Annotated in this window: 15 protein-coding genes; 12 read left to right on the top strand and 3 right to left on the bottom strand. The window is 64.9% G+C overall.

Features of this window, described 5'->3' with window-relative positions; translation table 11 throughout:
- The first annotated feature begins 7 nt into the window (after positions 1-7).
- The 5 genes from VEC01_RS09890 (at position 8) to corA (ending at position 4,135) form a co-directional block, all read left to right on the top strand.
- Positions 8-907 (top strand): energy transducer TonB, encoded by a 900-nt coding sequence (locus tag VEC01_RS09890; protein ID WP_324900680.1) that lies wholly within the window; start codon positions 8-10, stop codon positions 905-907.
- Complete coding sequence (gene aroE, locus VEC01_RS09885) at positions 904-1,743, top strand: shikimate dehydrogenase (protein WP_324900643.1); 840 nt, start codon at positions 904-906, stop codon at positions 1,741-1,743. The genes VEC01_RS09890 and aroE overlap by 4 nt, the downstream gene beginning before the upstream one ends.
- Positions 1,740-2,435 (top strand): monofunctional biosynthetic peptidoglycan transglycosylase, encoded by a 696-nt coding sequence (gene mtgA / locus VEC01_RS09880; RefSeq protein ID WP_349256517.1) that lies wholly within the window; start codon positions 1,740-1,742, stop codon positions 2,433-2,435. The genes aroE and mtgA overlap by 4 nt, the downstream gene beginning before the upstream one ends.
- Positions 2,436-2,459: 24 nt before the next feature.
- Complete coding sequence (locus tag VEC01_RS09875; RefSeq protein WP_324900642.1) at positions 2,460-2,882, top strand: DUF4124 domain-containing protein; 423 nt, start codon at positions 2,460-2,462, stop codon at positions 2,880-2,882.
- A gap of 287 nt (positions 2,883-3,169) precedes the next feature.
- A complete protein-coding gene (gene corA, locus VEC01_RS09870) occupies positions 3,170-4,135 on the top strand; it encodes a magnesium/cobalt transporter CorA (protein WP_324900641.1) in 966 nt (321 codons plus the stop codon).
- 377 nt (positions 4,136-4,512) lie between these two features.
- Here the strand turns inward: corA and hemL are convergent, their stop codons facing one another.
- Complete coding sequence (gene hemL, locus VEC01_RS09865) at positions 4,513-5,796, bottom strand: glutamate-1-semialdehyde 2,1-aminomutase (RefSeq protein ID WP_324900640.1); 1,284 nt, start codon at positions 5,794-5,796, stop codon at positions 4,513-4,515.
- A gap of 19 nt (positions 5,797-5,815) precedes the next feature.
- Entirely contained in the window at positions 5,816-6,646 is an 831-nt protein-coding gene (locus VEC01_RS09860) for a hydroxymethylpyrimidine/phosphomethylpyrimidine kinase (RefSeq protein WP_324900639.1), read from the bottom strand.
- A gap of 87 nt (positions 6,647-6,733) precedes the next feature.
- Between VEC01_RS09860 and VEC01_RS09855 the strand changes: the two genes are divergently transcribed.
- From VEC01_RS09855 to VEC01_RS09830, 6 genes are all read left to right on the top strand, one after another.
- On the top strand, positions 6,734-6,886 hold the full coding sequence (locus VEC01_RS09855) for a rubredoxin (RefSeq protein WP_040042419.1): 153 nt from the start codon (positions 6,734-6,736) through the stop codon (positions 6,884-6,886).
- A gap of 195 nt (positions 6,887-7,081) precedes the next feature.
- Positions 7,082-7,483, top strand: coding sequence for a response regulator (locus VEC01_RS09850; RefSeq protein ID WP_324900638.1), 402 nt, complete (start codon positions 7,082-7,084; stop codon positions 7,481-7,483).
- Positions 7,484-7,506: 23 nt separating this feature from the next.
- A complete protein-coding gene (locus VEC01_RS09845; RefSeq protein ID WP_324900637.1) occupies positions 7,507-7,872 on the top strand; it encodes a response regulator transcription factor in 366 nt (121 codons plus the stop codon).
- A gap of 25 nt (positions 7,873-7,897) precedes the next feature.
- Positions 7,898-8,458, top strand: a complete 561-nt coding sequence (locus tag VEC01_RS09840; protein ID WP_324900636.1) for a chemotaxis protein CheW — start codon at positions 7,898-7,900, stop codon at positions 8,456-8,458.
- 70 nt (positions 8,459-8,528) lie between these two features.
- On the top strand, positions 8,529-10,841 hold the full coding sequence (locus VEC01_RS09835; protein ID WP_324900635.1) for a methyl-accepting chemotaxis protein: 2,313 nt from the start codon (positions 8,529-8,531) through the stop codon (positions 10,839-10,841).
- Positions 10,842-10,937: 96 nt separating this feature from the next.
- Positions 10,938-17,102, top strand: coding sequence for an Hpt domain-containing protein (locus VEC01_RS09830; protein WP_324900634.1), 6,165 nt, complete (start codon positions 10,938-10,940; stop codon positions 17,100-17,102).
- Between the two features lie 276 nt (positions 17,103-17,378).
- Here VEC01_RS09830 and VEC01_RS09825 read toward each other — a convergent pair whose 3' ends face one another.
- Complete coding sequence (locus VEC01_RS09825) at positions 17,379-18,866, bottom strand: deoxyribodipyrimidine photo-lyase (RefSeq protein WP_324900633.1); 1,488 nt, start codon at positions 18,864-18,866, stop codon at positions 17,379-17,381.
- A 71-nt stretch (positions 18,867-18,937) separates the two neighbouring features.
- Between VEC01_RS09825 and VEC01_RS09820 the strand changes: the two genes are divergently transcribed.
- Positions 18,938-19,603 carry a YqgE/AlgH family protein gene (locus VEC01_RS09820; RefSeq protein WP_324900632.1) on the top strand — a complete coding sequence of 222 codons (666 nt, stop codon included), beginning with the start codon at positions 18,938-18,940 and terminating at the stop codon, positions 19,601-19,603.
- The last annotated feature ends 2 nt before the right edge of the window (positions 19,604-19,605 follow it).

The raw sequence follows: 19,605 nt of genomic DNA, 5'->3' as shown, positions 1-19,605 counted from the left end.
CCGCGTGATGCTGATTCTCGAAAACCGCACGTTGTCCATCGCTGTCGCGGCGTCGGTCCTGTTGCATGGCGCGCTGCTGGCGGTGCGGTTCGCGCCGCCGGATTCCTTCAAGTTCAAGCCCATCGATCCCGGGCTGGAAGTCATCCTCGTCAACGCCAAGCATGACCGCAAGCCGGTCAAGGCGGAGGCGCTGGCGCAGGCCAACCTCGACGGCGGCGGCAATGCCGATGCCGGCCGTGCGAAGTCGCCGTTGCCCGACATGCGCCGCACCCAGAACGGCGACGGCATGAAGACCGCCCGGCAGCGTATCGAGGAACTGCAGGAGATGCAGCAGCGCATGATGGCGCAGCTGCAGAAGAAGACGCCGCTCGCGGCGCCGCCGGTCAAGGACCCCGGGCAGCGCCAGGAAACCCCGGCGCGCACCGATGGCGTCGATGCGACGGAAACCATGCGGGAACTGCTGCGGCAGGAGGCGGAGATCAACAAGCGCATCGAGGACGAGAACAAGCGTCCGAAGCGCACCTACATCTCGCCGAGCACGCGCGAAGCCGGTCATGCCTTCTACCGCGATACGATGCAGCGCCGGATCGAAAACATCGGCACGCTGAATTTTCCGCAAAAGGACGGCAGGAAAATTTATGGCGACCTGACGTTGTCCATTTCGGTCTACCAGGATGGCAGCCTGTACAGGCAGGACGGCGACGGCGGAATCACCGTCGACCGTTCCTCCGGCGTGCCCGCGCTGGACGACGCGGCCAAGCGCATCGTGCGCCGTTCCGCGCCCTTCGGCGTCTTCCCGCCCAACATGCGCACCAACGGCAAGGACGATGTGTGGATTTTCGTCTTCCGCTTCCGCTTCACCAATGAAGACACGCTGGAGGCGGACTTCCTGGGAGGACGCAAATGACGCAGGCGCCGGACCGCTACGTCGTGATCGGCAACCCGATCGCGCATAGCAAGTCGCCCGACATCCATGCCCGGTTCGCCGCGCAGACGGCGCAGCATCTGGTGTACGACCGGGTACTGGCGCCGCTCGACAGCTTCGTCGCGACCATCAACGACCTGGCCGCGCAGGGCGTCAAGGGCGCGAACGTGACCGTTCCTTTCAAGCTTGAAGCGTATGCGCGCGCGGATGCGCTCACCGACCGTGCGCGCGCGGCCGGCGCGGTGAACACGCTGAAGTTCGAGCAGGGCGGCATCCTCGGCGACAACACCGACGGCGTCGGGCTGGTTGCCGACATCGTCCGGAACGCCGCCACGCCGTTGAACGGCAAACGTGTGCTGCTGCTCGGCGCCGGCGGCGCGGCGCGCGGTGTGGTGCTGCCGCTGCTGGGCGAGGCGCCGGCCGAACTCGTGATCGCCAACCGCACCGCGTCGAAGGCCGAGGAGCTGGCGCAGCAGTTCGCCGCCGCCGGCAAGGTCGCGGCCTCTGATTTCGGATCGCTGGACGGCGCCTTCGATGTCGTCATCAATGCCACCTCCGCCAGCCTGTCCGCCGACCTGCCGCCGGTTCCCCCGGGCGCGTTCCGGTCCGGGGCGCTGGCCTACGACATGATGTACGGGAAGGCTCCCACGGTATTCATGCAGTTCGCCGAGCGGCACGGCGCGGTCGCCCGCGACGGGCTGGGCATGCTGGTCGAGCAGGCGGCCGAATCGTTCTTCGTCTGGCGCGGCGTGCGTCCGGAAACCGCCCCGGTGTTCGCCGACCTGCGCGCCGCGCTGCGCACCGGGGTCGCGGCATGAAGCTGCTGCGCAAACTGCTGCTGTGGCTGGTGCTGGCGCCGGTCCTCGCGGTGCTGGCGCTGCAGCTGTACTTCGTTGCGCAGATCTGGTGGTGGATCGATCACAACCCCTCGTCGACGGCCTTCATGGACCGGCAGCTGTCCATCCTGCGGGAACAGAACCCGAAGGCGCAGCTCAAGCACAAGTGGGTGCCGTACGACCGGATCTCGAAGCATCTGAAACGCGCGATCATCGCCGCCGAGGATGCGCGGTTCTCGGAGCATGAGGGTGTCGACTGGGAGGCGATGCAGAAGGCCTACGAAAAGAATGCAAGGAAGGGCAAGGTGGTCGCCGGCGGTTCCACCATCACGCAGCAGCTGGCCAAGAACCTGTTCCTGTCCGGCGAGCGCAGCTACCTGCGCAAGGCACAGGAAGTCGCGATCACCTACATGCTCGAATCCATGATGGAGAAGGAACGCATCTTCGAGATCTACCTGAACGTGGTGGAATGGGGCGTGGGCGTGTTCGGCGCGGAGGCCGCCGCGCAGCATTACTACGGCGTCTCCGCTGCGCAGCTCGGGCCGGCGCAGGCCGCCCGTCTCGCGGTCATGCTTCCCCGTCCGCGGTTTTACGACAGGAATCCCGGATCGGCTTACCTGGCGCGGCGTGCCGACCTGATCCTGCGCCGGATGAACGCGGCGGAACTGCCGTGACGAAAACAAAAAGGGAGAACTTCCATGCATAAGCGGTACCAGAAGGGATTGAGCCTGCTGTGGACGGCGGTCATCGTCGGCATCGTCACGCTGGCGGCGATGGTCGGACTGATGTCGGCGCGTTACGAGCGCAACTATTTCGCCGAAGGCTGGAAAAAGCTTGCCGGCGGCGATGCCGGCAAGGCGGTGCAACAGGTGCAGCAGGGCGTCGGCGGCGCGGTCATCCCGGCGGCAGCGCAAGCGGGGGCCGATGTGCGCAAGTGCATGGTGGACGGCAAGGTGGTGTATTCCAATGTGGAGTGCGGCAAGGGCAATCCCACCAGCCAGCAGGTAAAGATCCACGATACGCGGGGCTTCGAGGCGCCGAAGGTTCCAGCGGCGCCGGTGCCGGAGGAGGGCGCGCCGACCATGCGCGACAAGGCGATCGACAAGGCTGTCGAACGCTAGTCTGTTGCTCGCCATGCCCGCTTGCCTGCCTTCATCGATATCAGTACACTTGCGCTGTTTTCGTTTTCCGGAGACCCGTCTTGGGTAGTCCCAGTACACACAGTCGACCGTCACTGCACGGTCAACCGGCGAGTTAGCGCCAAGGCACCCTCCTTCCGCGCCTCTCGCCATGCTTTGGTGGGCGGGCGCGTCCAGGCCATCCGTGGCCGCGTTCCCTGTGTTGAGAATCACCCCGCGCGTATGACCCGCGGGATGGCTGCGTTTACAAAATGCAGCCGGGAGAGCACATGATCAATGTTTTCGTCTTGCAGAACGGGCGCCTGAACCAGGTCAACATCGAAACCAGGCGCGACCTGGAGAATGTTGCCCCGGTCTGGGTCGACCTGACCGATCCGAACGACGAGGAACGCGCATGGGTGAAAAGCATCTATGGCGTGACGCTTCCGGGAGAGGATGAGGTCAAGGATATCGAGGCGTCAGCCCGTTACTACGAAGCGGAAAACGGCGATCTGCACCTGCGCACCGACTTCCTGCTGGAAGAGGATGACGGCCCGTCCCGGGTGGTGACGGTGGCGTTCATCCTGGCACGGAACATGTTGTTCTCGGTCCATAACGATGACCTGCCGGTGTTCCGGCTGGTGCGGATGCGTGCGCGCTCGCGTCCGGGGTCGATCGGCGATTACAAGGATGTGCTGCTCGACCTGTACGCGACCGACGCCGAGTATTCCGCCGATGCGCTCGAAGGCATCTACCAGAGCCTGGAAGACGTCAGCCGCCGCGTGCTGCAGAAGGAACTGACAGACCAGGATGCCGCCGCCGCGCTCAACGCCATTGCCCAGGAGGAAGACTTGAACGGCCGTATCCGCCGCAACATGATGGATACGCGCCGGGCGGTCAGCTTCCTGATGCGCGGGCGGCTGCTGAACGCCGAGCAGTTCGAGGAGGCGCGCCAGATCCTGCGCGACATCGAATCCCTCGACGGCCACACCGCCTTCCTGTTCGACAAGATCAACTTCCTGATGGATGCCACGGTCGGTTTCATCAACATCAACCAGAACAAGATCATCAAGATGTTCTCGGTCGCGTCGGTCGCCTTCCTGCCGCCGACCCTGATCGCCAGCATCTACGGGATGAATTTCGAGCTGCTGCCGGAGCTGAAGTGGACCATGGGCTATCCGTTCTCGCTCTCGCTGATGCTGGTGAGCGCGGTCGCACCGTTCTGGTATTTCCGCAAGCGCGGCTGGTTGAAGTGACGGCGACGTCCAAGAGCGCGCAGCGCGATTGGAAACAGCGCCGTCATCCCCGCGAAGGCGGGGATCCATACCGGGGCAGCCCGGCAACCTCACCATGGGTTCCCGCCTGCGCGGGAACGACACGGAAGGCAGGGAAACAATAGTCAAGAGCGCGCGGCGCGAATGGAAGCAGCGCCGTCATCCCCGCGAAGGCGGGGATCCATACCGAGGCAGCCCGGCAGCCTCACCATGGGTTCCCGCCGGCGCGGGAACGACACGGAAGGCAGGGCAACGACACTCAAGAGCGCTTAGCGCGAATGGAAGCAGTGTCGTCATCCCGGCGCGCGCCCGCGCGGCCCGGCCTCCGCAGCCCGGCCGGGATCCAGTGCCGTTGCTTTTCAGCGTATTGAGGAAAACGCCTTGCGCGCCGCTTCCACAGTCTCCGCAATCACGCCGTCGTCATGCGCGGCCGACACGAACCCGGCCTCGAACGCCGACGGCGCCAGATATACCCCCAGGTCCAGCATCGCATGGAAGAAGACGTTGAACTTCTCCTTGTTGCAGGCCATGATTTCGGCGTAACTGCCCGGCACGCGTTCGGCGAAGTAGAGGCCGAACATGCCGCCGACGGAGTCGGCGCAGAAGGCGACGCCCGCTTCCTTCGCCGCCTCGGACAGGCCCTGCACCAGCTTGCCCGTCTGCGCGGTCAGGTTTTCGTAGAAACCCGGTTGCTGGATCAGTTTCAGCGTGCTCATGCCGGCGGCCACTGCCACCGGATTGCCCGACAGAGTGCCCGCCTGGTACACCGGGCCGAGCGGCGCGAGGAATTTCATCAGGTCCTTGCGCCCGCCGAATGCCGCCACCGGCATGCCGCCGCCGATCACCTTGCCCATCACCGTCAGGTCGGGCGTGATGCCGTACATCTGTTGCGCACCGCCGAGGCCGACGCGGAAGCCGCACATCACTTCGTCGAAAATCAGCACCGCGCCGTGCTGGGTGCACAGACGGCGCATCGCCTGCAGGAATTCCGGCGTCGCGCGCACCAGGTTCATGTTGCCGGCAACCGGTTCGACGATCACGCAGGCAATCTCGCTGCCCATCTTGCCGAAGGCCTCTTCCAGTTGCTGCGCATCGTTGTAGTCGAGCACCACCGTATGCTTGGCGAAATCCTCCGGCACGCCGGCCGAGGTCGGATTGCCGAAGGTGAGCAGGCCGCTGCCCGCCTTCACCAGCATGGAATCGGCATGGCCGTGGTAGCAGCCTTCGAACTTGATGATCTTGTCGCGGCCGGTCGCGCCGCGCGCCAGCCGCAACGCGCTCATCGCCGCTTCGGTGCCGCTCGATACCAGGCGCACCTGTTCCACCGACGGCAGGATGCGGCAGATCTCCTCCGCCATCTCGATCTCGCCTTCGGTCGGCGCGCCGAAACTCAGTCCGCGCGCGGCGGCATCCTGCACCGCCTTCACCACCTGCGGATGCGTGTGGCCGACGATGGCCGGTCCCCAGGAGCCGATGTAGTCGATATAGCGTTTGCCGTCGGCATCCCAGAAATACGGGCCTTCGGCGCGGGTGATGAAGCGCGGCGTGCCGCCGACCGAGCGGAAGGCGCGCACTGGCGAGTTGACGCCGCCCGGCGTGCTGGTTTGCGCACGGGCAAACAGAGTGTCGTTCTTTGAAGTCATACGAAGAAGTGAGAAACAGTTATTGATCGGAGGCCGGGTCGGGATCCCTGGCCCAGAAATAGCGGTCCGGGGTGAGTTTCCCCATTCCGAGGCGATGAGCGTTGGCGAGCGCGGCGTGCGTGAATTCCTGCGCTTCGAAGACTGCTTCCGGTACCTCCATGCCGTTGGCAAGCAGGGCGGCGATGGTTGCGGAAATGGTGCTGCCGGCCCCGGCGAAGGAGCCGGGCAGGCGCGGCCAGCTGTCCTTGCGCAGCATGCCGGATTCGTCGAAAAGTGCGTTGGTCACGTCGTGCATGTCGCCCGGGGTGCCGGTGACGAACAGGTATTCGCAACCGAGGTCGATGACGCGCATCGCATCCATCGGCAGCGCATCTTCGGCAGTCGGCTCGCGCCAGGTTTCCGCCAGCCGGGACAGTTCGACCGCAGAGGCGAGCAGCAGCGTGGTTTGCGGGATCAGCAGTTCGCGGATGGCCACCAGCATGTCTTCGCTGTCCTGCCCCTGGTCCGGCATCGCGGACAGGAAGGGGTCGAGAATCAGCGGCATGTCCGGATAGTCGGAAACGATTTCCGCGATCGCGGTGACGCTCTCCAGGCTGCCGACCGCACCGACCTTGAAGGCGGCAACCGGCATGTCCTCCAGCAGCACGCGCGCCTGGTCCGCCACCCAGTCCGCGTCGATCACCTGCACATCCTCGATGCGGGCGGTATCGGCGATCAGGATGGAAGTGATAACCGATAGTCCATGGCAGCCCATGGCGGCAAACGAAGCGAGGTCGGCCTGGATGCCGATGCTTCCCGTCGGGTCGGCCGTTCCGAAGGTGAGGATCAGCGGGGAATTTTGGTTTTGCACGTCTCGTGGATTAAGATAATCGACTTTGCATTTTACTTGATTGAAGGGCAGTCAACCGTGACGAATAAAGAGGAATTCAAGACCTGGATGTGCCTGATCTGCGGCTGGGTATACGACGAGGCCGCAGGATTGCCGGAGGAGGGGATCGCGCCGGGGACGCGTTGGGAGGATGTCCCGATGAACTGGACCTGCCCGGAATGCGGCGCCAGGAAAGAAGACTTCGAAATGGTGGCAATTTAAGCAAGTAGCAGATTTGCAACAACTTTCTGATTAGAGTCATTCCACTAACATTCTGCTCACCAATAGTATATCCCTGCGGATATTCGCAGAAAAACCACGTTGCTCCCCTTGAAGCAGTGCGGTCTTGCTGCTAAGAATCTTGCTTTTTGTTAGGGTAGGGTCGTATATTGGGCAGAAGTTCAGTGGGATGACTTCATGACAACATCAGCGGATAACGCCAGCCTCAAGATCATGGTGATCGACGACAGCAGCACGATTCGTCGATCCGCCGAAATCTTTCTTGGCCAGGCCGGCTACCAGGTTGTTCTTGCCGATGACGGTTTCGATGCCTTGGCGAAAATGAGCGACCACAAGCCGGCCCTGATTTTTTGCGACATCCTGATGCCCCGGCTTGACGGCTACCAGACTTGCGCGCTCATCAAGAAAAGCGCCAAGTTCCACGCCACGCCAGTCATCATGCTGTCGTCCAAGGATGGATTGTTCGACCGGGCGCGCGGCGCGATGGTCGGTTCGGACGCCTATCTCACCAAGCCGTTCACCAAGGACAGCCTCCTGAAGACGGTACGCGAGCACACCGCATCCCTGCTCACCAAATAACTTTTCCAGATTAAAGGTTCAAGATGCCAATACAAAAAATTCTTGTAGTGGACGATTCGCCGACCGAGCGATATTTCCTTACGGATATTCTGGTCAAGAACGGCTTTTCAGTCTCGACGGCGGAAAGCGGCGAAGAGGCGCTGACGAAGGTCAAGGCGGACAAGCCCCAGCTGATCCTGATGGACGTGGTGATGCCCGGCCAGAACGGCTTCCAGATCACGCGTGCCATCGCCCGCGATCCCGAGACGCAGGACGTGCCGGTCATCATCTGCACCAGCAAGGGGCAGGAAACGGACCGCATCTGGGGATTGCGCCAGGGCGCGCGCGACTACATCGTCAAGCCGGTCGACCCGCAGGAACTGCTGTCGAAGATCGCGGCACTCGGCTGAGCGATCCGCCATGACCCGGCACTCATTGGATTTACCGACCGGTACCGCAGTCGCCGATCCCGAAGGCAGCACGCGCCGCACGCGTCTGCGCGAGTTCCAGACCCAGCTGGTCGAGCGCATGCAGGCCGCCACCAGCGGCAGCGCCGCGCAGGCGAGCCAGCTGGGCGTGATGATCGGGCAGACGCGCTGGCTGCTGAACCTGCAGGAGGCCGGCGAAATCGTGTCGGTCGGGACGATCACCAAGGTGCCGCTGACGCAGAACTGGTTCCTCGGACTGACCAATATCCGCGGCAACCTGATCAGCGTGATCGACCTGGCGCACTTCCGCGGATTCCCGCCGACCCCGGTCGACAAGGACAGCCGCATCGTCGCCTTCGGGCCCTCGCTGTCGTTCAACAGCGGCTTGCTGGTGTCGCGCGTGATGGGTCTGCGCAACGTCGCCGAAATGGAGCGCCAGCCGGCTAAGGATGCCGGCGCCGTTCCATGGGCGGCCAATCAATACCTCGATCGAGAGTCCCAGCTGTGGACGGAACTCGACCTTTCTTTAATCGTGCAGGACCCGCAGTTCCTGCAGGTGGGCATATAACACCAAGTCCCAGGCGCCGCCAGCTTCGTAATCCAGGATCGCATTTCAGAATAAACGAGGAGATTCAGTAATGGCATTCAAGCTACCGTTCCTGTCCAAGGGAAAACAAGAAGAACTTGCTCAAGAAGGCGGTAAGGGCAGCGGCGACATCGCTGCGGATGCCTTGCTGGAAACGGCCCACACCGTGCTGGTGCACGATGCCGTGGCGGCCGTATCCTCTCCCTCGCCGCATGCCGGCGAGACCAACCTGAACGCAACCTTCATCGGCGACGCGCTGCAAAAGACCGGCGATATCCGCCTGCCGCTGGTCGGCCACCTGCCGCTCCAGAAACAGGTGCGCGTCCTGCTGTTTACGCTGCTCGGCGCGATCGGTTCCGGCGTGGTCGGCGTGATGCTCAATACCAGCTATTCCACAGTCGCATCGACACAGACGCAGATTGCCGGTGACGCGCTGATGCACTCGCAGCGTATCGGTAAGGCGGCGCCGAATGCGATCCAGGGCAACCTGGAGGCGTTCAAGCAGCTGGAGGAAAGCCGCAAGGAATTCAACCGCGACCTGAACGTGCTCGCCAAGGGCGGCGACTACCAGGGCCGCGAAATTCCGGTGCCGTCGGAACAGATGGCCGGCATGCTGGGAGGCACGCAGAAAGTCTGGGCGAATTCGGACAAGGCGGCGGAAACCATCCTCAAGCTGAAAAAGGAACTGACCGGCTTCGGTACCACGCTGCAGAAACTGAATACCCTGTCCCCGACCCTGCTGGAGCTGACTGAACAGATCGCCACGCTGAAGGCGCAGGCCGGCGCCTCCCCGCGTGAAATCTCCGCCGCCGGCCAGCTGGTGATGCTGACCCAGCGCCTGGGACGCAGCGCCAACGAATTCCTGACCTCCGAGGGCGTGAACCCGGAAACCGCCTTCCTGCTCGGCAAGGACACCAACACCTTCCGCGACATCACCGAAGGCTTCCTGAACGGCAGCGACGTGCTGCGGCTGTCGGCAACCAAGGATCCGGACGCGCGCGAGAAACTGACCGAGCTGCAGAACGTGTTCGCGGAATACCAGGCATCGGTGGCAACCATCCTCGGCAACCTGCAAAACTTCATCGCGGCGAAGCAGTCCGAACAGCTCATCTTCGCGGAAAACGAAACCCTGAAGCAGCGCATCACCGCACTCCAGAAAGCCTATCGCGCCGAGGAAGACTCGATGCACTGGACTTTCTGGCTGATGCTCGGAAGCGCGCTGGCAGCGATCATCGCCGCCGTCGGCATCGCCCTGGTACTGCTGCAGGACAGCCGCAACCGCACCAAGGAAGCCGACCAGCGCCGCCAGGAAGCGGAAGAGCAGCGCCTGCTGGCCCTGCAGAAGGAGGAAGAGGCGAAGCGCACCAACGACCAGAACCAGGCCGCGATTCTGCGCCTGATGAACGAACTGCAGGAAGTGGCGGACGGCGACTTGACGGTGCAGGCGACGGTGTCGGAAGACATCACCGGCGCGATCGCCGACTCGGTGAACTACACCGTTGAAGAACTGCGGGGCCTGGTCAGCCGCGTTACGCGTACCGCGGAGCAGGTGACGTCGGCATCGAACCAGGCGCAGGACATTTCCAACGAGCTGCTGGTCGCATCGCAGAAGCAGTCGCGCGAGATCGCGGAAACCGGCCAGGCGGTTCTCGACATGGCTGCCCAGATTACCGACGTGTCGAAGTCGGCGACCGAATCGGCCGAGGTGGCGCGCCAGTCGGTGGCCGCGGCCGAGCAGGGTGCGCGCGCGGTGGAAGACGCGATCAAGGGCATGAACGAAATTCGCGAACAGATCCAGGAAACCTCGAAGCGGATCAAGCGCCTCGGCGAATCCTCGCAGGAGATCGGCGAAATCACCGAACTGATTTCCGACATTACCGAACAGACCAACGTGCTCGCGCTGAACGCCGCGATCCAGGCGGCGTCCGCAGGCGAAGCCGGCCGCGGCTTCTCGGTGGTGGCGGAAGAAGTGCAGCGCCTGGCGGAACGCTCCGGCGAAGCGACCAAGCAGATCGGCGCGCTGGTGCGCACCATTCAGACCGATACCCACGACGCGGTTGCCGCTATGGAAAAGTCGACGCAGGGCGTGGTCGAAGGCGCGAAGCTGTCCGACGCGGCAGGCGCCGCGCTGGCCGAGATCCGCAGCGTGTCGAACCGCCTGGCGGACCTGATTCAAAGCATTTCGGCCACCACCGAGCAGCAGGCGACATCCGCCAACGGTGTGGCGCAAAGTATCCAGAACATCCTGACAGTGACGGAGCAAACCCAGATAGGCACGCAGCAGACGGCGCAGTCGATTCGCGAACTGTCGATGCTGGCGGAAGAGCTCAAGAATTCGGTGTCGCGTTTCCGCGTGACGGCCTGATCGCGCTCATCGCCGGCCAGCGGCCTGATGGCTTACCAGTAATGCTGCGCGGCGTACGGCATGGACGTACGCCGCCATTTGACCCGCGAGGCAGTCATGACCACCTCATCTTCCGCCCCGTCCCCCGGCGTCCGGAACAGTTTCGATACCGGGCCGCTGTCCTGGGTGATCGGCGAAATCCGCGAAGCGCTGAACCGCTCCCGGGCGGCGCTGCATGAAGCCGCGGCGCAGGATGCCGATGCGCGGCTGACGCCGCTGCGCCATGCGAAGAGCTACCTGCACCAGGCGCACGGCGCGCTGCAGATCGTCGACGTCGACGGCATCGCAATCATCACCGAAACCGTTGAAGACCTGCTGGACCGCATCGATGCGCGTCAACTGACGCTGACGGCGGAACTCGCCGGCGCGATCGGCAACGGCTATCAGGCGCTGGTCGAATACCTGGACGAGCTGCTCTCGGGCATGCCGCACCAGCCGGTGCGCCTGTTCCCGTACTACCGCGCGCTGCTCGAAGCGCGCGGCGCCGAGCGCATCCATCCAGCCGACCTGTTCTTCCCGAACCTCGCAGTACGGCCGCAGCTGCCGCCGGCGGATCCCGGTGCGGACGTGCGGCCCTCGCGCTACATGCGCCTGCGCCACGAGTTCGAAAAGGCCTTGCTGCCCTTCCTGAAGAGCACCAATCGCGACGCCGAGCTGGCCAATGCGGCGGCGATGCGCGCGGTCGTCGACGAAATCGAGCGCCTGCAGACGCACCAGCAAACGCGCGCGTTCTGGTGGGTGATGCACGGCCTGGCGGAGGCGGTGGCCGCCGGGCAGATCCCGAACGAGATTTACGTCAAGCAGCTGTTCGCGCGCATCAACCTGCAGATCCGGCGCCTGTCGCAGGGGTCGCCGAGCATTGCCGAACGCCTGCTGCGCGACGCGCTGTTCTTCATTGCCCGCATCGCCGAGCCCTCGCCGCGCGCCAGGCAGATCCGCGCCGCCTACCAGCTCGACGGACTGGTGCCGGCCGATTACGACAAGAAGCGCTACGGCCAGATCAATATCGATGCGCTCGCGGCAGCCAAGGAGCGGCTGGTGCAGGCCAAGAATATCTGGAACCGCATCGCCGGCGGCGACGTCAGCTTCGCCGAAACCTTCGAACACGAAATGCGCATGCTGGCCGATGCCGGCAGCAAGCTCAATTCTGCGCCGCTGTCCAAGCTGTTGCGCGAGCTCAAGGGCATCGCGCGGCACGCCGCCCACGCCAAGCCGGGCGACATGCTCGGCCTGGAAATGGCAACCAGCCTGCTGTTTGTCGAGAATGCCCTCGGTCAGATTTCCCGGCTGCCCGACAATTTCCCGGAACGCGCCGACGCGATGACGGCGCGCCTGCTATCCGTGGTGGCCGGCGAGATGCCGGCGCAATCGGCGCCGTGGCTCGACGACATGTCGCGCGAGGCGCAGCAGCGCCAGACGATGACGGCGCTGGCCGGCGAGATGCAGAACAGCCTGCGCCAGGTCGAGAAAATGCTCGACGAATACTTCCGCGATCCCTCGCAGCGCCTCGGGCTCGGCCAGCTCGACCAGGTGCTGCACCAGATCGAAGGCGCCCTGGCGGTACTCGACCAGGACGATGCGGTACGCACGGTGCAGCATACGCGCGAGGCGGTGAAGCGCTTCGCCGCGTCCGAGCCGGACGTCGCGCCGGAACAAAACGAATTCCAGCAGGTCGCGCAGAACGTCGGCGCGCTCAGCTTCTTCATCGAAACCCTGCAGCTGCAGTCGGAAGAGGCGAAGAAGCGCTTCTCCTTCGACGAAAGCTCCGGCACCTTTCAAGCCCGGCTGATCGAGCCGCCCGAGCCCGAGCAAACCCGCGCCGAAGAGGCGCTGCTGCCGGAAGCGCCGGCTGTGCCGGATGCGCCGGAAGAAACTCGGCCGGCGCAAGGCTTCCCGACGGTCGAGGATGAGCTTGCCTTTCACCAGCAGCAGTCGGCCGAACTGGCGATGTCGCTGAGCATCGAACCGGATAACCAGGCACTGCAGGAGCAGCTGAAGGAATCGCTGGAACAGATCCGGCTCGACGCGACGCTGGTCGACAATCCGGAGGCGAATGACCGCGCGCAGGCGGGTATAGAGATCCTCGGGCGTTCCGATTTTTCCGCATCGCCCCAGGCACTGGCGGAAATCATTACCGCCACCGTTCCGGCGGCGGCCGCTGCCGAACCGCTGCCGCCGCTGGTTGCGCCGCAGACGGACGAAGCGATCGACGCCGAGCTGCTCGAGATTTTTCTCTGCGAAGCAGAGGAAGTCCTTGGCACGGTGAAGCAAACCATGCCCGAGTCGCGCAACCAGCCGCACAACCAGGAGCATCTGACCACCCTGCGCCGCTGCTTTCATACCTTGAAAGGCAGCGGCCGCATGGTCGGCCTGATGGCCTATGGGGAAGCGGCGTGGAGCATCGAGCAGGTACTCAACCTGCGGCTGTCCGAAGCGCGCAGCGGCGACGCGGAGCTGTATGCGCTGCTGGACAAGGCAACGGAACTGCTCGGCGCCTGGGTCCAGGATCTGAAGCTGCAAGGAAAGTCGTCGCGCACGCCGGATGCGCTGATTGCGGCGGCGGCGCGGGTAAAGGCCGGCGAACGGTTTGAATACATCGAAGAACCGGCGGCGCAGGAAGCGGCGTCGGCGGCGACGGTGCAGCAGATGCGGCCGGCAGCGACGGACGCCGGCCACGCGCAGGGCGCCGGCGTCGACCGGCTTGCTCCCTTCGACCTGCAGCTCGAGCCGCAGGAGGAGAGCCAGGCCGCCGCGCCGCCGGATGCCGGCCCGGATGCGGCGACCGAGGATGCATCGGCCGGCATTGCGGCCCAAGGACCGGATGCTCCGGAAGCGGCCGAGGTGCTGATCCAGGCGGAAGAGATCGAACTGTCCGATGCCGAGTACGCAATGTTCGGCGATGCGCAGGAGCCGGGCGCCGCCGGGCCCGCAGCGCCGGCGGTGCCGCAAGCTCAGGAAGCGCAGGTATCGGACCAGCCGGTGCTGAAAATCGCCGAGGTGATCGAGTTCCCGACGCTGCAGGCGCCCGAGGTGCGGCGCGACGACAACGTCAAGCGCATCGGTGACCTGGAGATCAGTGTGCCGCTGCACAATATCTACCTCGCGGAAACGGACGAGCTGGTTCGCGTGCTTGCCCAGGATTTTGCCGAATGGCGGCATGAGCCCGAGCGTGAAGTGAATATCCAGGCCGTGCATGCGGCGCATTCGCTTGCGGGCAGCTCGGCCACGGTCGGCTTCATGCCGCTGCAAGAGGTGGCGCATGCGCTCGAGATGGTGCTGCAGACGCTCGCCCGCACGCCCGTGTGCCTGACGCAGCACGAATTCGACACGCTCGAGCAAACCATCGAACGCCTGAAGCTGATGCTGCAGAAGTTCGCGCTGGGCGAAATGCCCGCCTACCAGCCCGAGTATGCGCGTCTGCTGGCGAGCCTGCGCCAGGATGTCGAATCCCGCGGCGGCGAGGCCGACGTTCTTCCGCAGACCGCATCGGCGCCGGAGATCGGCGATGCCTTGCCTCCGGTGACGGACGAGTGGCGGGTACCGGGACAGGCGACGGCGGCGGCGGAGACCGTTGCGCCTGCAGACTTCGAACTCATGCTGGAACCGCTTGCCGCGCTGGAAGAGGGCGCGGCAGCGGTGCAGGCGGAAAGCGTCAGCCGGCCGCCTCTTGCTGCCGAAGCCGCTGCCGCCACTGCCCGCGATGACGGGCAGCCCGAGCGCGACGCCGGAACCGCCGCCGGCGCAGCATTGCCTGCCGCACCATTCGCCGAGCCGGTGTTTGCCGCGGAAAGCGACGCCGCGATTGACCCGGCGCTGGAGCTCAAGGATGAACTCGACGCCGACCTGATGCCGGTCTTCCTGGAAGAGGGCCGCGACATCCTGCCGCAGATGGGAACGACGCTGCGCGGCTGGCAGGAACAGCCGGCCGGGCTGGCGGCGCCGCAATCGATGCTGCGCTCGCTGCATACGCTCAAGGGCAGCGCGCGCATGGCGGGCGCGATGAACCTCGGCCAGCATCTGCACGACATGGAAACCCGCATCGAGAACGTGATGCGGCTCGGAACGCCGTCGCCGCTGGCAATCGATGAACTGCTGATCCGCTATGACCAGGCGCTGCAGATGTTCGAACAGCTGCAGAATCCGCATCAGGCGCAAGCTGCGCCGGCCGCCGCTGTTCCCGCGTCCGTTCCGGAGGCCGAACCCGGAGTGACATCCGCGGCTGCGAAACCCGATGAACCGGTGGTGCTTTCCGCGCTGATGCCGGTGCAGGCCGGGAAATCTGCCGCGGCGCCCGCGCCGCGGGAAGCGCGTGCCGTTGCCAAGCCGGCCGGCCCGGTTCCGCTGGTGCGCGTGCGCGCCGACATCCTCGACCGCCTGGTCAACCAGGCTGGCGAAGTGTCGATTTCCCGCTCCAAGCTCGAAACCGAGGTCGGGACCTTGAAGCAGTCCCTGACTGAGCTGACGGAAAACGTGTCGCGCCTGCGCGACCAGCTGCGTGAACTCGAAATGCAGGCGGAAACCCAGATCGCGTCCAACATGGCGCAGTCGGCCGACCGCGAGTTCGATCCGCTGGAATTCGACCGCTTCACCCGGCTGCAGGAACTCACGCGCATGGTGGCCGAAAGCGTCAACGACGTCGGCTCGGTGCAGCACAACCTGTCCCGCACGCTGGAAAGCGCGGTGGGCGACCTGGCGACGCAGGCGCGCCTGACGCGCGAACTGCAACAGGACCTGATGCGGGTGCGCATGGTGCAGTTCGCGAGCATTTCCGAGCGGCTGTTCCGCGTGACGCGGCAGGCGGCCAAGGAAGTCGACAAGCGGGTGAACCTCGACATCCGCGGCTCCGCGGTGGAAATCGACCGCGGCGTGCTGGAGCGCATGACCGGGCCGTTCGAACACCTGCTGCGCAATGCGATCGTGCACGGCATCGAGGCGCGCGAGCTGCGGCGCGCCGCCGGCAAGAATGAAGTCGGCGAACTGCTGGTCGAGATCCGGCAGGAGGGCAATGAAGTCGTGATGCAGTTCTCGGACGACGGCCAGGGGCTCAACGTCGGCCGCATCCGCGACAAGGCGCGCCGTATCGGGCTGCTGGCCGAGGATGGCGACATGTCCGATGAGGAAGTGGTCGACCTGATCTTCCATCCGGGTTTTTCCACTGCCGAAGAAATCACCGAGCTGGCCGGCCGCGGCATCGGCATGGATGTCGTACGTTCCGAAGCGGCGGCGCTCGGCGGCCGCGTATCGACCTGGTCGGAACCCGGCAAGGGCGCGCACTTCACGATCCACCTGCCGCTGACGCTGGCGGTGACTCAGGTGGTGCTGCTGTCGACCGGCGGCCGGACCTATGCGGTGCCATCGGTGCTGGTGGAGCAGGTGCAGCAGCTCAAGACCAATGCGCTGGCCTCCGCCTACAACGACGGCGCGGTGGTCTGGCAGGGGCAGCGCGTGTCGCTGCACTACCTGTCGACCCTGCTCGGCGATACCGCCGCGTCGCCGGTGTCGCAGCATTATTCGCCGCTGCTGATCCTCAAGAGCGGCAACGAGCGGGTAGCAATCCACGTCGACGAGGTGATCGGCAACCGCGAAGTGGTGGTCAAGAACATCGGGCCGCAGCTGGCGCGCATGAGCGGCATCGCGGGCGCCACGGTGCTCGGCTCCGGCGATATCGTGCTGATCCTCAATCCGGTGCCGCTCGCGCAGCGGGCCGCGCATGAGCAGCCGCGCGCGCCGCGCCTGGCGCCGTCGGACGCGCTGGAATCAATGGGCGCGGTTGCCGAGATGGCGCTGCAGGAACCGGCTGTGCCTGCATCCGAGCCGGTGCAGGGATTGCGTACGCAGAATATCGTGATGGTGGTTGACGATTCGCTGACGGTGCGCCGCGTGACGCAGCGCCTGCTGACGCGCGAAGGCTATCAGGTGGTGCTGGCCAAGGACGGTGTGGACGCGCTCGAGCATCTGCAATCGATGACGCCGGACGTGATGCTGGTGGACATCGAAATGCCGCGCATGGATGGCTTCGACCTGACGCGCAACGTGCGCGGCGACGAGCGGACCAGGCACATCCCGATCATCATGATCACCTCGCGCACCGCCGCCAAGCACCGCAACTACGCGCTGGAACTGGGCGTCAACGAATACCTCGGCAAGCCGTATCAGGAAGAGCAGCTGCTCGCACTGATTGCCGGGTTCATAAGGAAGGAAAAGGCTGTGCCGGTTTCCTGATTGTGGCTGGCGCACTCGGCCCGCACCGTTGGTGCGGGTTTTTTTTGCGCGAATGGCCGGGGCGGGCCTGCGCCAGCCCGGCGCCGATGCGCCAGTAGATCGTGCAGATGATTTTTGCAGGTAAAGAACCGTAGGGTGGGTGGGGCCGCCGAGGTGGGGCCGCCGAGGTAGAGCGAAGCGAAACCCGCCATGCGCCTCGATGAGCGTAGCCAAAACGGCGGGTTTCGCTGCGCTCTACCCACCCTACCCATTCATCAAATTCATCTGGATGGCCTGCTAGCCGTTTTCGCCGGACGCGCCGGGTTTCGCCTTTCTCACCACCGCATAACGTTCCAGCGTGCGCTTGCGGGCTTCGTCATGCCGCACCACCGGCAGCGGATAGTTGTCCCCGAGCCGTACGCCGGCCTGCGCCAGTTCGGCCGGCGCCGCCTGCCAGGGCGCATGGATTGCCTTTGCAGGCAGGCCGGCCAGTACCGGCAGGTAGCGCTTGATGAACCTGCCCTCGGGATCGAATCTCTCCGATTGCGTCACCGGGTTGAAGATCCGGAACCACGGCTGCGCGTCGCAGCCGGTCGACGCCGCCCATTGCCAGCCGCCGTTGTTGGCTGCCAGGTCGTAATCGTTCAGCTTGTCGGCGAAATAGCGTTCCCCGCGTCGCCAGTCGATGCCGAGGTCCTTCACCAGGAAACTCGCGCTCACCATGCGCAGGCGGTTGTGCATGTAGCCGGTCCGGTTCAGCTGCAGCATCGCGGCGTCGACCAGCGGATAGCCGGTACGCCCTTCGCACCACGCCTGGAACAGCCGGTCGGCGTGTTCGCCGCTTTCCCAGCGGACCGCGTCGTACTCCGGCTTGAACGCGCGCGTCACGACATGCGGGTGATGGTGCAGGATCATGAAATAGAATTCCCGCCAGACCAGCTCCGACAGCCAGGTGGCCGCGCCGTCGCCGCCGGCGCCCGCACGCATCGTCTCGAGCGCGCGCCGCACCAGGCCGCGGATGGAAACCGTGCCGAACCGGAGGTGGACCGACAGGTAGGACGGCCCCTTGAACGCCGGGAAGTCGCGCATGCGGCCGTAGTCCGGCATGCGCTCGACGAAATCGTCGAATGCCGCCTGTCCGCCCGTCATCCCCGGACGGATGCCGGTATCGAGCAGGCCGGCCTGCTCGAAGCCAAGTCCGGATAGCGCGGGCAACGCGGCGCGGCCCGCCGGCGGCGCCAGGCGCGACGCAAGCGGCTCCACCGGAAAGGGCGCCAGTGCCGACTCTTCGTTCGCATGCAGCTTTTTCAGCCAGGCATTCTTGTACGGCGTGAATACCGCAAACGGCTTCCCGCTTTGCGACAGCACCTCGTCGGTGTCGAAGATCACCTGGTCCTTCAGGCAGACCCAGGCGCGGCCGGCCGCGTGCAGGCGCCGGGCCACGGTCCCGTCCCTGGCGACCGCCGCCGGCTCGTAATCGCGATTGGCGAATACCGCATCCACGCCGAGTTCCGCTGCCAGCGCCGGGATCTCGTCTTCCGCGACGCCGTGGCGCACGATTAGCGCGCCGCCGGCCTTGCGCAACTCTTCATCCAGCTCGGCTATGCTGCCCAGAAGAAATTCGACGCGGCGGTCGCGTCGCGCCAGCGGATCGAGGATTTTCTTGTCAAAAATAAAAGCGCAGTGGACGCTGCCGCTTTCCGCCAGCGCGCGATGCAGCGCCGCATGATCGAAACTGCGCAGGTCGCGCCGGAACCAGACGAGGGATTGAAGGAATCGTTGCATGAGGAATGTTGATGCAGGCCGGTGTTTTTTCAGGGCGGGGCCGGGGTCAAAACTGCTAAAATGCTCACATTATGGTGAAACCCAGCAAGTCACGCACGACCACGCCGAAGCCCGGTGCAAGCCAGGATACCCCTGATTTTTCCGCTTCGCCCGGCCACGCTCCGGAATCGCAGCTGCACCTGGCGGATCATTTCCTGATCGCCATGCCCTCCATGCTCGATCCGGTGTTCGGCGGCACGGTCATCTACCTGTGCGAGCACAACGCCGACGGCGCGCTCGGCGTGATCATCAACAAGGCGACCGACATGACGATGGACGTGCTGTTCGAACGCATCGACCTGTCGCTGGAAATCGAAGCGGACCGCATACCCGTGGACAAGAAGCCGGTGATGTTCGGCGGCCCGGTGCAGGTGGAGCGCGGTTTCGTATTGCATTCACCGCACGGCCCGTATTCGTCGATGATGAAGGTGACCGACGAGGTCGCGCTGACTACCTCCAAGGACGTGCTCGAGGCGGTGGCGGTCGGCAATGGCCCGGCGCGCCTGATGGTCAGCCTCGGCTGCGCCGGATGGACCGCCGGCCAGCTGGAGGAGGAGATCGCGCGCAATGGCTGGCTCACGGTACGTGCCGATCCGTCCATCATTTTCGACATGCCGATCGAGCTGCGCTTCGACGCGGCAATGCGGCTGCTCGGTATCGATCCGATGATGCTGACCGGCGAAGCGGGGCACGCATAAGC

Source organism: Noviherbaspirillum sp., from assembly GCF_035627455.1.
Lineage (GTDB): Bacteria > Pseudomonadota > Gammaproteobacteria > Burkholderiales > Burkholderiaceae_D > Noviherbaspirillum.
The sequence above is the reverse complement of the archived record's forward strand: the minus strand, read 5'-3'. Positions and strand labels throughout refer to the sequence as shown.

Bases quoted from the DNA above. Each gene is read 5' to 3' on its own strand.
- VEC01_RS09825 (WP_324900633.1), bottom strand. From the start codon at position 18,866: ATGCAACGATTCCTTCAATCCCTCGTCTGGTTCCGGCGCGACCTGCGC.
- aroE (WP_324900643.1), top strand. From the start codon at position 904: ATGACGCAGGCGCCGGACCGCTACGTCGTGATCGGCAACCCGATCGCG.
- VEC01_RS09855 (WP_040042419.1), top strand. From the start codon at position 6,734: ATGTGCCTGATCTGCGGCTGGGTATACGACGAGGCCGCAGGATTGCCG.
- VEC01_RS09845 (WP_324900637.1), top strand. From the start codon at position 7,507: ATGCCAATACAAAAAATTCTTGTAGTGGACGATTCGCCGACCGAGCGA.
- VEC01_RS09830 (WP_324900634.1), top strand. From the start codon at position 10,938: ATGACCACCTCATCTTCCGCCCCGTCCCCCGGCGTCCGGAACAGTTTC.
- hemL (WP_324900640.1), bottom strand. From the start codon at position 5,796: ATGACTTCAAAGAACGACACTCTGTTTGCCCGTGCGCAAACCAGCACG.
- VEC01_RS09890 (WP_324900680.1), top strand. From the start codon at position 8: ATGCTGATTCTCGAAAACCGCACGTTGTCCATCGCTGTCGCGGCGTCG.
- corA (WP_324900641.1), top strand. From the start codon at position 3,170: ATGATCAATGTTTTCGTCTTGCAGAACGGGCGCCTGAACCAGGTCAAC.
- VEC01_RS09820 (WP_324900632.1), top strand. From the start codon at position 18,938: ATGGTGAAACCCAGCAAGTCACGCACGACCACGCCGAAGCCCGGTGCA.
- VEC01_RS09835 (WP_324900635.1), top strand. From the start codon at position 8,529: ATGGCATTCAAGCTACCGTTCCTGTCCAAGGGAAAACAAGAAGAACTT.
- mtgA (WP_349256517.1), top strand. From the start codon at position 1,740: ATGAAGCTGCTGCGCAAACTGCTGCTGTGGCTGGTGCTGGCGCCGGTC.
- VEC01_RS09875 (WP_324900642.1), top strand. From the start codon at position 2,460: ATGCATAAGCGGTACCAGAAGGGATTGAGCCTGCTGTGGACGGCGGTC.
- VEC01_RS09850 (WP_324900638.1), top strand. From the start codon at position 7,082: ATGACAACATCAGCGGATAACGCCAGCCTCAAGATCATGGTGATCGAC.